This is a genomic window from Paraburkholderia sp. Ac-20347, from assembly GCF_017104805.1.
Taxonomy (GTDB): Bacteria; Pseudomonadota; Gammaproteobacteria; order Burkholderiales; family Burkholderiaceae; genus Paraburkholderia; species Paraburkholderia tropica.
Genome location: NZ_JAAGPN010000234.1, coordinates 1 through 12855, shown reverse-complemented (window position 1 = coordinate 12855; position 12855 = coordinate 1). Strand labels below are relative to the sequence as shown.

Sequence of the window (12855 nt, the reverse complement as noted above, 5' to 3'; positions counted from 1 at the left end):
AGCGGCGCGGATCCACGCCGAGCCCGGCCGCCGCCGCCAGATAGACGTCGGGATGCGGCTTGCTGCGCGGCGTTTCGTGGCCGCTATAAATATGGCCGTCGAAACACGCGAGCAGGCCGACCTTGCGCAATTGCAGCTCGACCTTGCGGCGATCGGCGCCCGACGCCACGGCGATTCGCCCGCCGAAGGCCGTATGCACGGCGCGAACGGCGTCCGGCGCGCCCGGAATTTCCACGAGGTCGCGCGCGAGCGCCTCGTTGCGGCGCGCGCGAAAACCCGTCAGCCAGTCTTCGGTGATGCGATAGCCGGTGTGCGCCTCGATGCGATCGGCCTCGTCCTTCACCATCTTGCCGACGAAGATGCGCATGGCATCGTCGACGCTGAGCGTCCAGCCCAGTTCGCCGAGCATCTCGACCAGCACGACATGCGTGATGCGTTCGGAATCGACCAGCACGCCGTCGCAATCGAACAGCACGGCGTCGAAGGGGAGAGCGGAAAGTGCGGACATCGTCGAATGAGCGTGGAAAAGTGAAAGCAGATTGAAATGATGAGCGGGCGCGGGCCGCGCGGCAAGAGCGCGATGATACCGGCACGCGGCGCGCACTGGAGTCGAAGGCACGAAACACGGGACAATGGCGGTTTCGCTTTTCCGTTCACGCCAGCATGCACAACGACTCCGCCGCCGACAAGACCGACGCCGCCCCCGAACTGCCGGGCCGCGCCAGCTACACGCAGTTCGCCGACCGCTACGCGCAAATGGCGCCCGAAAAACCGCACAACGCGCTCTACGAACGCCCGGCCACCGAAGCGCTGCTCGGCGACGTGGCGGGCCTCGAGGTGCTCGACGCGGGTTGCGGCCCCGGTATCGTCAGCGCCGAACTCGCGGGCAAGGGCGCGCGCGTGCAGGCATTCGACGTCACTCCGGCGATGGTCGAACTCGCCCGCGTGCGTTGCGCGGGCATGGCGGTCGAGGTCGCGCAAGGCGATCTCGGCCAGCCGCTCCATTGGCTCGCGGATGCACAGTTCGACCGCATCGTCTGCTCGCTCGCGCTCGACTATGTCGAGCATCTCGCGGACACCTTCGCGGAGTTTCATCGCGTGGCGCGGCCCGGCGCGCAACTGGTGTTCTCGATGGCGCACCCGATGCGCGACTGGATCGACACGCGCACGCGCGGTGGCCGCACGTACTTCGAGACCACGCGCTTCGGCCTGCACTGGGGCGGCTTCGGCGAGCCGAAGCCGTATGTGGAAGCGTATCGCCGCCCGCTTGCCGACATCGTCAACGCGTTGATCGACACGGGCTGGAGCGTCGATCGCATCAGCGAGCCGAAGCCCTTGCCCGAGATGAAGGCCGTCGCGCCCGCGCTCTACGCGGAGTTGATGATCGCGCCCGCGTTTATCTGCGTGCGGGCGCGCCGCGTGTGATCTGACGCGCCGCGAAGCGCGGCGAACGTCCGTTTGTGCAGCGGGCGATCAGCGCCGCGCGCTCGCCGCCGACAGCGATTCTTCGAGCGCGGCCACGCCCGCGGGCAGATCGACCTTCGCGCCGAGATCGCGCATCGTGCGGCCGAGCGCATGCACGGTGCGGAACAGATGGTGCTCGCGGCATTGCTCGCCCATCTGCCCGATACGAATGATTGGAAGTCCGAACGATCCAGCGATCTCCACCTGATACTGCTGCGAGATGTGATTGCACACGTCGCGCGGCGTGATGCCGGTGGGCAGCTCGATGCCGACCACGGAATTCAGGCGGCAAAGTTCAGGCGTGTAGAGCGCGAGGCCGAGCGCCGCCACGCCGCTTTGCAGCGCGAGCGAGCAGCGCTGATGGCGCGCGAAGCGCTTTTCCAGCGTCTCCGTGCAGACGAGCCGCAGCGCTTCGTGCAGCGCGAGCACGCCCGACACCGGCGCGGTGTAGTGATAGCCCGCCTTGTGCCAGAAGTTTTCGGCGAGCACGGCGTCGAGACACCAGTGCGTGTTCGGCGCGGTGCGCGTGCGCACGCGTTCCCAGGCCGCGTCGGAGAACGCGATCAGCGAGACGCCCGGAATCGACGAGAGACCTTTCTGGCCGCCCGTAATCACGGTGTCGATGCCCCACGCGTCCATTTCCAGCGGCATCGTGCTCAGTGTGCAGACGGCGTCCACCACCACGAGCGCGCCCGCCGCCTTGGCGATCTGCACGATGTCCTTGAGCTGGCGATTCCAGACCGTGTTCGACGTTTCGCCATGCACGATGGTGACGATGGCCGGGCGCGTGCGTTCGATGGCCTTCGCAACCGCTTCGAGCGACGCGATCTCGCGGTCGGGCACGTCGAGCGTGGTGACGTCGGCGCCGATGCGGCGCGCCATCTCCGCCATGCGGCCGCTGAAGAAGCCGTTGACGATGGAGAGCACGCGCGTGCCGGGCCAGGCGAGGTTGGAGATCGCCATTTCCATGGCTGCCGAGCCGGGGCCGGCCACGCCGAGCACCCAGTTCGAACGCGTCTGGAACACGTAGCGCGCCATGGTTTTCACCTGGTCGATGACGCGCGCCATGGTGTCGCCGAGGTGATTGATGACGACCGAGTTGGCCTTCGCGACGGCGTCAGGAATCGGCACGGGGCCCGCGCCCATCATGAGCAGCGGTTCGTCGGGCAGGATCTCGGTGAGCGGATCGACAGGCGGGCACGGGACCGGCAACGCGGCGGCGGCCGCCGCTGCCGCCCGTTGCAGGGTGAGGGAGTCGGTGGGTCGCGTGTTGTCGGTCATGATGATTCCTTTTGGGACAGTGGAAAGATGCGCGCGCTCGGGCGGCAAGAGAAACGTACAGTGTTCTCCGGCTGGCCGCGCAATACCATGTACAGTTGCGCGCTTTTCGCCTGAACAGTCGGCATGCGGCGCTGCGACGCGCGGCGCGGGGTTCTATAATCGGCTGCGCGGCGCGGCTTTGCAACGATGCTTCGACCGAAGTTTCAAACGCAACGCCCGCATTCATCGACAACACCGAGGGGACAGCACGCATGACGCAATTCGCCGTCGACAATCCGTTTCTCGAAACGCTCGGCGTGAGCGTCGCGGCCTGGCGCGAAGGCTACGCCGAACTGCTGATGCCGATCGACGCATCGAAACTCAATCGCCAGGGCGTGCTGCAAGGCGGCGCGATCGCCACGCTGCTCGACGCCGCCGCGGGCTACGCGGGCCTGTTCGCCGAGCTGGACGCGCCCAAGCGGCACGGCTTCACGCTCTCGCTCACCACCAATTATCTCGACAAGGGTCTGGGCCAGTTCGTGCGCGCGAAGGGTTTTCTCGAACGCGGTGGCCGTTCGATTTTCTTCGCGCGCGCGGAAGCATGGGTCGACGACGCGCTGTTGATCGCGAGTGCGCAAGGCACGTTCAAGTACGCGAAATCGGCTTGATTGCTGGGGTCGTTTATTGATTCGGCATCCGAATTAATCGCTTGCGCGTAAAAAAGCCCGCTTCCGTAGGGAAGCGGGCTTTTTATCTTGCCGATGGCACTGAAGAAAATCAGCCCAGCAGCAGAGCGTCGTCGTCGAGCTGTTCGTGGCGGTTCTGCTCGAACATGCGCAGCAGGTCGGGCACATCGAGGCCGCGGCGCTGTTCGCCGGACACGTCGAGCACCACCTGGCCCTGATGCAGCATCACGGTGCGTTGACCGTAATCGAGCGCCTGGCGCATGCTGTGCGTGACCATCATCGTCGTGAGTTTCGCTTCTTCGACGATGCGCGCCGTGAGTTCGAGCACGAACGCGGCGGTCTTCGGATCGAGCGCGGCCGTGTGCTCGTCGAGCAGCAGAATGCGCGACGGTTGCAGCGACGCCATCAGCAGGCTCACGGCCTGGCGCTGGCCGCCCGAGAGCAGCCCGATGCGGTCGGTCAGACGATTTTCCAGGCCCAGATTCAGCAGCCGCAGCTTGTCGCGAAACAGCTCGCGATCCTGCTTTTTCAGCGCCGAACCGAAGCCGCGCCGCTTGCCGCGCGCCATCGCGAGCGCCATGTTTTCCTCGATCGTGAGCGCCTCGCAGGTACCCGCCATCGGGTCCTGAAACACGCGTGCGACCAGATGCGCGCGGTCCCAGGCCTGCTTCTTCGTGACGTCCTGGCCGTCGATCGTGATCGTGCCTTCGTCGACCATCTGGTCGCCGCTGATCGCGTTGAGGAAGGTCGATTTGCCCGCGCCGTTCGAGCCGATCACGGCCACGAACTGGCCGGTCGGAATGTCGAGCGTGAGCCCGCGCAGCGCGCGCGTTTCGATCGGCGTGCCGGGATTGAAAGTGAGTCGAAGGTCTTGTGCGCTGAGCATGGCTTAGCCTCTCCCGTTCTTGCGGCCAAACAGCTTCTTGCGCGTCGCGGGCAGCACGAGCGCGATCGTCACGAGCACGGCGGTCACGAGATTCAGATCCTGCGCCTTGAGGCCGATGAAGTCGCTGTTGAGCGCGAGCGCAATGAAGAAGCGATAGAGAATCGCGCCGAGCACGGCGGCGAGCGTCGTGAGCACGAGACGGCGCGCCGGCAGAATGCTTTCGCCGATGATGACCGCCGCGAGACCGATCACGATGGTGCCGATGCCCATCGAAATATCCGAGCCGCCCTGGGTCTGCGCGAACAGCGAACCGGCGAGCGCGACGAGCGCGTTCGACAGCGCCATGCCCGCGAGCGTGGCGCGGCCGGTGGCGATGCCCTGCGCGCGCGCCATGCGCGGATTCGCGCCGGTCGCGCGTAGCGCGAGACCGTATTCCGACGAGAAGAACCAGTCCACGCCGAACTTCGCCACGCACACGACGACGAGCAGCGCGAGCGGACGCAGCACATAGTCGGGCAGCCACGCGGGCTGGATCATCGTGAAGACGGTGGCTTCGGAAATGAGCGGCACGTTGGGCGCGCCCATCACGCGCAGATTGATCGAGTAGAGCGCGATCATCATCAGGATGCTGGCGAGCAGATCCATGATTTTCAGGCGCACGTTGAGCCAGCCGGTGACGAAACCGGCGGCGGTGCCCGCGAGCATCGCGCAGACGGTGGCGAGAAACGGATCGTGGCCGCTGGCGATCAGCGTGGCCGCGACGGCGCCGCCGAGCGGAAAGCTGCCGTCGACGGTCAGGTCGGGGAAGTTGAGGATGCGAAACGAGATCAGCACCCCGAGGGCGACGAGACTGAAGATCAGGCCGATCTCCAGCGCGCCCAGCAGCGAATAGAGGGACATGGGGAATCCTGTTGCGGTCTCCGGCGCGTCGATTGTGGCGACGTCGCCGGATCGGTCGCCGCAGCGGCGCGCGGCCCGGGTGAGGCCGCACGCCGGCGCGTGCGAGGGTGCCCTGGCGGGCCTTGCGGAATCGACGGCGCGGCGGGCGTTTCCGATGGGAAACGCAGCGCGCGCTACCTGCGCGGCCGTCGATCCTTCATGCGCGCGCGGGCCTTACTTCACGACCGAAGTCGCGTCCTTGAGCAGATCGGCCGACAGCGTCACGCCTTGCTTCTGCGCGGCGGCCGGATTCACGAACAGTTGGAGCTTGTTGCTGGTTTCCGAAGCGATCGCGCCGGGCTTTTCGCCCTTCAGGATGCGCACGACGACCTTGCCGGTCTGATGGCCGAGGTCGCTGTAGTCGATGCCGAGCGCCGCGATCGCGCCGCGCTTCACGCTGTCCGTGTCGGACGCGACGAGCGGGATCTTCGCGTCGTTGGCGACTTTCACGAGCGCTTCGTAAGCCGAGACGACGTTGTTGTCGGTGTTCGTATAGATCACGTCGACCTTGCCGATCAGGCTCTTGGCGGCCGAGCCGATGTCCACGGTGCGCGGCGCGGCGGCTTCCTTGAGCGTCATGCCTTGCTGGGCGAGCAGCGCCTTCAGTTCCTTCACGACCACGACCGAATTTGCTTCGCCGGGGTTGTAGACCATGCCCACCGTCTTCGCGTTCGGCACGACGCGCTTGATCAGCGCGACCTGCTTGTCGAGCGGCAGCTTGTCGGACACGCCGGTCACGTTGGTGCCGCTCGCCGACCACGTCTTGACGAGCTGCGCGGCGACCGGATCGGTGACGCCCGAATAGACCACGGGCACCGACTTCGTTGCGGCCACCACGGCCTGCGCCGACGGCGTCGCGATGGCGACGATCGCGCTCGGGTTGTCGCCGACGAACTTGCGCGCGATCTGCGCGGCCGTGCCGGTGTTGCCCTGCGCGCTCTGGTATTCCCACTTGAGGTTCTTGCCGGCGTCGTAGCCGGCGGCCTTCAGCTCGTCGCGCACGCCGTCGCGGATCGCGTCGAGCGCCGGATGTTCGACGATCGAAAGCACTTCGACGGTGGCGGTGTCGGCTGCGTGCGCGGCGCCGCAGGCGAGCGAGAGCGCGGCGGCGCTGGCGATCAGGGTAAGGGTGGCGGCGCGGGCGGCCAGTTTGACGGTCTTCATTCTCTTTGATCTCCCCCGAATGTTCGGTTCTGGACGGGTGTGGGCCGCTGTGTGCGGCTTCGCCGCAACGCGGCGCGCGGCGCCCGTGGTGTCCCGGAAGTTGGCCCGGAAAGGTGCCCCGGTCATGCCCGCACGCCGTGCGCCGCGTTGGTGCATAAGACCGGCGGCGAGGCAGCGAGCATACACCGGAGTTCGCGCGTCTGGAACGACGCGGCGGCGCAGTGGTGCGGTAATGCGACGGTATGTCCGCTGATTTTCATCAACGAGGCCGGCGCATTTTCGAGAAAAATACGTAGGCGCCCGAAAGTTTTCCTGGTTTCCAATGGGAAATATCCGCAGCGCGTGTATGCGGTGATTTTCTCGCGATCTCCATTGGATCGCGCGATTCGATTGAAATGTTTGTGTAAGTTTTGTGAATCGAATCAACGACTTGGCGCACTTTGCATTTAGGGTTTTCCTGCATGCAAACAGGCCGTTTTTATCGCGATTTCTTGATGTGAACGGCGTTAGTTTCCGATTGGATAAATCGTTTCGTTTCGGAAATCGCCGCAGTTTCCGAAAGGAAAAAACCGTGCCATTTATTTCGGATCGGAAAATGAAATCCGCTGTGCCACACCAGCCGGGCCTGAGCGCGTGGCGGGGCGATTTCCCGTCGCCGTCACCGAGTATTTTCCAAATGTTTTCAAGCGGTTCCTCGTGATTTTCGTCAATTGACTCAAGCCAATACCCCTGCAGGTATCGGAAAAAACCCTTGCTTGCGAGTGGGAGGGTTTATTGATAGCATCCGCGGGTCGCTGATTGAGCCCGGACCACCTTCCCGGCGCGAAATGCAGTGAACGGGGCAGGCGGATCGCTTGCGCAACAGAGACACGTATCCACGTGATCTCTCCGAACTCAACCGCAACAAAGCGGGTGATATATGCCGGGCCCCGTTGCGTCTATCTTTTCTGGCCCGTCGTTGTCGTTCTCCAATGCTCGCCATTGGGGTGCTGTTCGTTTGCGCAGGTCAATCCGTCTGACCGGTTGACCCGAAAACAATCGAGGAGCTCCTGATGACGTTGTCCCGCCTCACCTCAGTTTCCCTGGCTGCCGCGCTGCTCGCCTTTGGTGCATCCGCGCAAGCCGATACCGTGAAGATCGCCATTGCCGGTCCGTTCAGCGGCCCGGTCGCCCAGTACGGCGACATGGTCAAGGCGGGTGCCCTGACCGCGATCGAACAGATCAACGCCGCTGGCGGCGTGAACGGCAACAAGCTCGAAGCCGTCCTGATGGACGACGCCTGCGAGCCGAAGCAAGCCGTCGCCGTCGCGAACAAGATCGTCTCGCAGCACATCCAGTACGTGGTTGGCCACGTCTGCTCGGGCTCGACGATCCCCGCTTCCGACATCTACGAAAACGAAGGCGTCGTGATGGTCACGCCGTCGGCGACCGCACCGCAGCTGACCGAAGGCAAGAAGCGCCAGTTCATCTTCCGCACGATCGGCCGCGACGACCAGCAAGGTCCGGCAGCCGCTGCGTACATCATCGAGAAGGTCAAGCCGAAGAAGGTTGCGATCCTGCACGACAAGCAGTCGTACGGTCAGGGCATCGCGACGTCGGTGAAGGCCGCGCTCGACAAGGCGCACATCCCGGTCGTCGTGTTCGAAGGCATCAACGCCGGTGATTCGGACTACTCGGCAGTCGTCACGAAGCTCAAGTCGCAAGGCGTGGACTTCGTCTACTTCGGCGGCTACCACCCGGAAATGGGCCTGCTCATGCGCCAGTCGCGTGAACAGGGCGTGAAGGCGACGTTCATGGGTCCGGAAGGCGTGGGCAACAAGGACGTGACGGCGATCGCCGGCCCGGCTTCGGAAGGCATGCTCGTGACGCTGCCGGCCGACTTCGCCGCCGACCCGGCCAACGCGAAGCTCGTGAAGGCCTTCGCCGACGCCAAGCGCGACGCGAACGGTCCGTTCCAGATGCCGGCTTACGCAGCGGTCGAAGTGATCGCCGACGGCATCAAGGGCGCGAAGAGCACGGACCCGACCAAGGTTGCCGCTTACCTGCACGCCAACGCGTTCAACACGCCGATCGGCAAGGTGGAATACGACAAGCAGGGTGACCTGAAGTCGTTCCGCTTCGTCGTCTACACGTGGCACAAGGACGCCACGAAGACCGCCGCGAACTGATCCTCGCCGCGCATCGCAACGCCCCGTTCGCCGTCGCGGCGGGCGGGGCGTTTTCCAACGATGCGCAACAGCGGACGGATCGTCACGGTTTCAAGAGTCTCTCCAAGGTCTCTCATCGGCTTCATGGCCGCGGGGCTTACGCATGAATGATTTTCTTCCTCAGTTCACCCAGCAGCTCGTCAACGGGCTCACGCTGGGTGCGATCTATGCGCTGATCGCCATCGGCTACACGATGGTCTACGGCATCATCGGCATGATCAACTTCGCTCACGGCGAGATCTACATGATCGGCGCCTATGTGGGCCTCGTCACGCTCACGGCCATCGGCACCTCGGCGGGTTATCCGCTGCCGCTCGTGCTGGGCGCGGCGCTCATCGTCTCGGTGCTGGTCACCGGGCTCTACGGTTTCGCGGTCGAGCGCGTGGCGTATCGGCCGTTGCGCGGCGGGCCGCGTCTCGTGCCGCTGATCTCCGCGATCGGCATGTCGATCTTCCTGCAGAACTACGTGCAGATCGGGCAGGGCGCGCGCGACGTGTCGGTGCCGGAACTCATTTCCGGCGCGCTCGATTTCAACATGGGCGGCAACTTCGAAGTGACGATCCCGTACGCGCGCATGCTGATCGTCGGCGTGACGCTCGTGCTGATGATCGCGCTCACGCTGTTCATCTCGCGTTCGCGCATGGGTCGCGCGTGCCGCGCCTGCGCGGAAGACATGAAGATGGCCAACCTGCTCGGCATCGACACGAACCGCGTGATCTCGTTCACGTTCGTGCTCGGCGCGATGCTCGCGGCGGTGGGCGGCGTGCTGATCGGTCTGACGATCGGCAAGCTCAATCCGTATATCGGCTTCATCGCGGGCATCAAGGCGTTCACGGCGGCGGTGCTCGGCGGCATCGGCAGCATTCCGGGCGCGATGCTCGGCGGCGTGCTGCTCGGTCTCGCGGAAACCTTCGCGGCGGGCTACATGCCGTCGGAGTACAAGGACGTGGTGGCTTTCGGCCTGCTCGTGCTCGTGCTGCTGTTCCGTCCCACCGGTTTGCTCGGCAAGCCGGACGTCGAAAAAGTGTGAGGTCGATATGAGCCAATCTGTTCCGGTTCGCGCGGCCGACACTCGCGCGCACGGCCAGTCGTCGGCGCAGACGGTGAAGGGCGCGTTCGCCGCCGCCGTCGCGACGATCATCCTGACCGCGCCGATTCTCGGCCTGCAACTCACGCTCGACGGCTATCAGGTCGTGCTGCAGCAACACTGGCGTCCGGTGTGGATCGCCGCCGCCGTGGTGTTCGTGTTCCAGCTCGTCAAGCCGCTGTTCCAGCGCGCGACGAGCGGCCTGAAGCTGCCCTCGGTGCCCGCGCTCGGCGCGCGTCAGCAGCGCGTCGCGATCTGGGTGCTGCTCGCGTTCGGCGCGCTGTTCCCGTTCATGGGATCGCGCGGCTCGATCGACGTCGCCACGCTCGCGCTCATCTACGTGATTCTCGGGCTCGGCCTGAATATCGTGGTGGGTTTCGCGGGTCTGCTCGACCTCGGTTACGTGGGCTTTTACGCGGTGGGCGGCTATACGTATGCGCTGCTCAATCAGTACTTCGGCTTCACGTTCTGGGAATGCCTGCCGCTCGCGGCGCTGGCCTCGGCCACGTTCGGTTTCGTGCTGGGCTTTCCGGTGCTGCGTCTGCGCGGCGACTATCTCGCGATCGTCACGCTCGGTTTCGGCGAAATCATCCGCCTGCTGCTCAACAATCTCACGAGCATCACGGGCGGCCCGGACGGTATCTCGGGAATTCCGAAGCCCACCGTGTTCGGTTTCGAACTCGCGCGTCACGCGAGCGTCGACGGCGCGAAGACCTTCAACGATCTGATCGGTATCGAGTACAGCGGCGAGCACATGGTGATCTTCCTGTACCTGCTCGCGCTGGTGCTGGTCGCGTTCACGCTGTTCGTCACGAGCCGCCTGCTGCGCATGCCGATGGGCCGCGCGTGGGAAGCGCTGCGCGAAGATGAAATCGCGTGCCGCTCGCTCGGTCTGAACCCCACGCGCATCAAGCTCTCGGCGTTCACGCTGGGTGCGTCGTTCGCGGGTCTCGCGGGCGCGTTCTTCGCGGCGCGCCAGGGCCTCGTCACGCCCGAGTCGTTCACCTTCATCGAGTCGGCGCTGATTCTTGCCGTGGTCGTGCTGGGCGGCATGGGCTCGCAGCTCGGCGTGGTGCTCGCGGCGATCCTGCTGACGGCGCTGCCGGAAGTGGCGCGCGGCTTCGCCGAATATCGCATGCTGATTTTCGGTCTGGTGATGGTGCTGATGATGATGTGGCGTCCGCAGGGGCTGTTGCCTGCCAGCCGCCCGCATGTGGAGTTGCCGCAATGAGCGCACAAAACCTGTTGAAAGTAGCGGGCTTGCAGATGCGCTTCGGCGGTCTGCTGGCCGTCGACGGCATCGACTTCGATGTGCGTCCGAACGAAGTGTTCGCCATCATCGGGCCGAACGGCGCGGGCAAGACCACGGTGTTCAACTGCGTGGGCGGCTTCTACAAGCCCACTGCGGGCGACATCGTGCTCGACGGCCACGCGATCACGGGCCAGCCGAGCCACATGGTGGCGCGCCGCGGCCTCGTGCGCACGTTCCAGAACATTCGCCTCTTCAAGCAGTTGACGGTGCTCGAAAACCTGATGGTCGCGCAGCACCTGAAGGTCAACCGCAACATGCTGAGCGGTCTGTTCGCGACGCCCGCGTATCGCCGCGCAGAACGCGCCGCGCTCGAACGCGCCGCGTACTGGCTCGATCGCGTGGGTTTGAAAAACGTGGCCAATCGCGAAGCGGGCACGCTGTCGTACGGTCATCAGCGACGCCTCGAAATCGCGCGCTGCATGATTACCGATCCGCGTCTGCTGATGCTCGACGAACCCGCTGCCGGTCTCAATCCGCAGGAAAAGATCGAGCTGCAGCAGATGGTCGACGGCTTGCGCAACGAATTCGGAATCTCCGTACTCCTGATCGAACACGACATGAGCCTTGTGATGGGCGTGTCGGATCGCATTCTGGTGATGGAGCACGGCAAGCCGATCATGATCGGCAAACCCGATGAAGTGCGCAACGACCCGCGCGTGATCAAGGCGTATCTCGGAGAGGACTGATGCTGAAGCTGGAACAGGTCCATACCCACTATGGCGCGGTGGAAGCGCTGGCGGGCGTGTCGATCGAAGTGAACAAGGGCGAGATCGTCACGCTGATCGGCAGCAACGGCGCCGGCAAGACCACGCTGATGATGACCGTGTGCGGCACGCCGCGCGCCTCGTCGGGCCGCGTGACGTTCGAAGGCGAGGACATCACGCGTCTGCCCACGCATGAAATCATGCGCAAGGGCATGGCGATTTCGCCGGAAGGCCGCCGCGTGTTTCCGAGCCTCACGGTGCTCGAAAACCTGCAGATGGGCGGCTTTTTCGCCTCGCAGCACGAGATCGAAGCGGGCATCGAGCACGTCTTCAAGCTGTTTCCGCGCCTGAATCAGCGTGCGAAGCAGCGTGCGGGCACGATGTCGGGCGGCGAGCAGCAGATGCTCGCGATCGGTCGCGCGCTGATGAGCAAGCCGCGTCTGCTGCTGCTCGACGAACCCACGCTCGGCCTCGCGCCGCTCGTGATCGCGCAGATTTTCGACATCATCCGCGAGATCCGCGAGGAAGGCGTGACGGTGTTCCTCGTCGAGCAGAACGCGAACAAGGCGCTGCATGTGGCCGATCGCGGTTACGTGCTCGAAACGGGCCGCGTCGTGCTGGCGGACAGCGCCGACAATCTGCTCGCCAACGACGATATCAAGCGCGCCTATCTGGGCGGTTGATCAGGCGGATTCAAGTCGGTTTCGCCGTTTCACGGCCCGCGCAATGTGCTGCTTTCGAGCGGCGATTGCGCGGGCCGTTTTCATTTTTACCCCGCTTTTCACAGGGTCGATCGCGGGTTTCAATCGCCGCGCGTCAGCGCGATCTGTTCGAGGAGACGCATGAGATCGCCTTGACGGCGCGTGGCCGTTTTCGCAAAGACGTGATGCAGATGCGTGCGCACGGTCGACGGCATGATCTGCAAGGCCGCGGCGATGTCGCGCGGCTCATGACCCTTGCCGACTTCGCCCGCTACGCGCGCCTCGGCGGGCGTGAGGCCGAACAGGGCGATCAGGCGCTGCTCCACGCCGCGCCGTGCGGCCAGGGGATCGGTCATCACCAGCATGGCCGTGCCGCGCCGCGAGACGGCCGTGACGCCGTCGATGGCGCGATGCGTGCCGAGCGGCGCGACCAGCACCTGCAGCA

At 64.9% G+C, this 12855-nt stretch carries 13 protein-coding genes; 7 read left to right on the top strand and 6 right to left on the bottom strand.

Annotated features, from left to right (window positions below):
- Positions 1-508, bottom strand: a 508-nt coding sequence (locus tag G3N97_RS30230; RefSeq protein WP_205996608.1) for an HAD family phosphatase, incomplete at its 3' end; no start/stop codon positions are given.
- A 155-nt stretch (positions 509-663) separates the two neighbouring features.
- Here G3N97_RS30230 and G3N97_RS30225 point away from each other — a divergent pair.
- Complete coding sequence (locus G3N97_RS30225) at positions 664-1425, top strand: class I SAM-dependent methyltransferase (protein WP_205996607.1); 762 nt, start codon at positions 664-666, stop codon at positions 1423-1425.
- 48 nt (positions 1426-1473) lie between these two features.
- Here the strand turns inward: G3N97_RS30225 and G3N97_RS30220 are convergent, their stop codons facing one another.
- A complete protein-coding gene (locus tag G3N97_RS30220; protein WP_241030921.1) occupies positions 1474-2613 on the bottom strand; it encodes an alanine--glyoxylate aminotransferase family protein in 1140 nt (379 codons plus the stop codon).
- Positions 2614-2996: 383 nt separating this feature from the next.
- Between G3N97_RS30220 and G3N97_RS30215 the strand changes: the two genes are divergently transcribed.
- Entirely contained in the window at positions 2997-3392 is a 396-nt protein-coding gene (locus tag G3N97_RS30215) for a PaaI family thioesterase (protein WP_205996605.1), read from the top strand.
- A gap of 109 nt (positions 3393-3501) precedes the next feature.
- On the opposite strand, the gene G3N97_RS30210 is transcribed toward G3N97_RS30215, so the two are convergent.
- The 3 genes from G3N97_RS30210 to G3N97_RS30200 all read right to left on the bottom strand — a co-directional run bounded on the left by G3N97_RS30210 (position 3502) and on the right by G3N97_RS30200 (position 6399).
- Entirely contained in the window at positions 3502-4296 is a 795-nt protein-coding gene (locus tag G3N97_RS30210; protein WP_205996604.1) for an ABC transporter ATP-binding protein, read from the bottom strand.
- Between the two features lie 3 nt (positions 4297-4299).
- Positions 4300-5196, bottom strand: a complete 897-nt coding sequence (locus G3N97_RS30205) for an ABC transporter permease (protein WP_205996603.1) — start codon at positions 5194-5196, stop codon at positions 4300-4302.
- 213 nt (positions 5197-5409) lie between these two features.
- The gene (locus G3N97_RS30200) at positions 5410-6399 is read right to left on the bottom strand and encodes an ABC transporter substrate-binding protein (protein ID WP_205996602.1); all 990 of its coding nucleotides are present in this window, start codon (positions 6397-6399) and stop codon (positions 5410-5412) included.
- A 1052-nt stretch (positions 6400-7451) separates the two neighbouring features.
- Between G3N97_RS30200 and G3N97_RS30195 the strand changes: the two genes are divergently transcribed.
- From G3N97_RS30195 to G3N97_RS30175, 5 genes are all read left to right on the top strand, one after another.
- A complete protein-coding gene (locus tag G3N97_RS30195; RefSeq protein WP_205996601.1) occupies positions 7452-8567 on the top strand; it encodes a branched-chain amino acid ABC transporter substrate-binding protein in 1116 nt (371 codons plus the stop codon).
- A gap of 142 nt (positions 8568-8709) precedes the next feature.
- Entirely contained in the window at positions 8710-9636 is a 927-nt protein-coding gene (livH, locus tag G3N97_RS30190) for a high-affinity branched-chain amino acid ABC transporter permease LivH (RefSeq protein ID WP_065065390.1), read from the top strand.
- Between the two features lie 7 nt (positions 9637-9643).
- On the top strand, positions 9644-10924 hold the full coding sequence (locus G3N97_RS30185; protein WP_205996600.1) for a high-affinity branched-chain amino acid ABC transporter permease LivM: 1281 nt from the start codon (positions 9644-9646) through the stop codon (positions 10922-10924).
- Positions 10921-11691 carry a high-affinity branched-chain amino acid ABC transporter ATP-binding protein LivG gene (gene livG, locus G3N97_RS30180; protein WP_205996599.1) on the top strand — a complete coding sequence of 257 codons (771 nt, stop codon included), beginning with the start codon at positions 10921-10923 and terminating at the stop codon, positions 11689-11691. Before G3N97_RS30185 ends, livG begins: the two co-directional genes overlap by 4 nt.
- A complete protein-coding gene (locus tag G3N97_RS30175; protein WP_205996598.1) occupies positions 11691-12392 on the top strand; it encodes an ABC transporter ATP-binding protein in 702 nt (233 codons plus the stop codon). Before livG ends, G3N97_RS30175 begins: the two co-directional genes overlap by 1 nt.
- A gap of 119 nt (positions 12393-12511) precedes the next feature.
- On the opposite strand, the gene G3N97_RS30170 is transcribed toward G3N97_RS30175, so the two are convergent.
- A partial coding sequence (locus G3N97_RS30170; protein ID WP_241030920.1) for a LuxR C-terminal-related transcriptional regulator occupies positions 12512-12855 on the bottom strand: 344 nt, incomplete at its 5' end.

Excerpts from the sequence above, each read along its gene's own strand:
- G3N97_RS30225 (WP_205996607.1), top strand. The coding sequence starts at position 664 with ATGCACAACGACTCCGCCGCCGACAAGACCGACGCCGCCCCCGAACTG.
- G3N97_RS30220 (WP_241030921.1), bottom strand. The coding sequence starts at position 2,613 with ATGATGGGCGCGGGCCCCGTGCCGATTCCTGACGCCGTCGCGAAGGCC.
- G3N97_RS30215 (WP_205996605.1), top strand. The coding sequence starts at position 2,997 with ATGACGCAATTCGCCGTCGACAATCCGTTTCTCGAAACGCTCGGCGTG.
- G3N97_RS30210 (WP_205996604.1), bottom strand. The coding sequence starts at position 4,296 with ATGCTCAGCGCACAAGACCTTCGACTCACTTTCAATCCCGGCACGCCG.
- G3N97_RS30205 (WP_205996603.1), bottom strand. The coding sequence starts at position 5,196 with ATGTCCCTCTATTCGCTGCTGGGCGCGCTGGAGATCGGCCTGATCTTC.
- G3N97_RS30200 (WP_205996602.1), bottom strand. The coding sequence starts at position 6,399 with ATGAAGACCGTCAAACTGGCCGCCCGCGCCGCCACCCTTACCCTGATC.
- G3N97_RS30195 (WP_205996601.1), top strand. The coding sequence starts at position 7,452 with ATGACGTTGTCCCGCCTCACCTCAGTTTCCCTGGCTGCCGCGCTGCTC.
- livH (WP_065065390.1), top strand. The coding sequence starts at position 8,710 with ATGAATGATTTTCTTCCTCAGTTCACCCAGCAGCTCGTCAACGGGCTC.
- G3N97_RS30185 (WP_205996600.1), top strand. The coding sequence starts at position 9,644 with ATGAGCCAATCTGTTCCGGTTCGCGCGGCCGACACTCGCGCGCACGGC.
- livG (WP_205996599.1), top strand. The coding sequence starts at position 10,921 with ATGAGCGCACAAAACCTGTTGAAAGTAGCGGGCTTGCAGATGCGCTTC.
- G3N97_RS30175 (WP_205996598.1), top strand. The coding sequence starts at position 11,691 with ATGCTGAAGCTGGAACAGGTCCATACCCACTATGGCGCGGTGGAAGCG.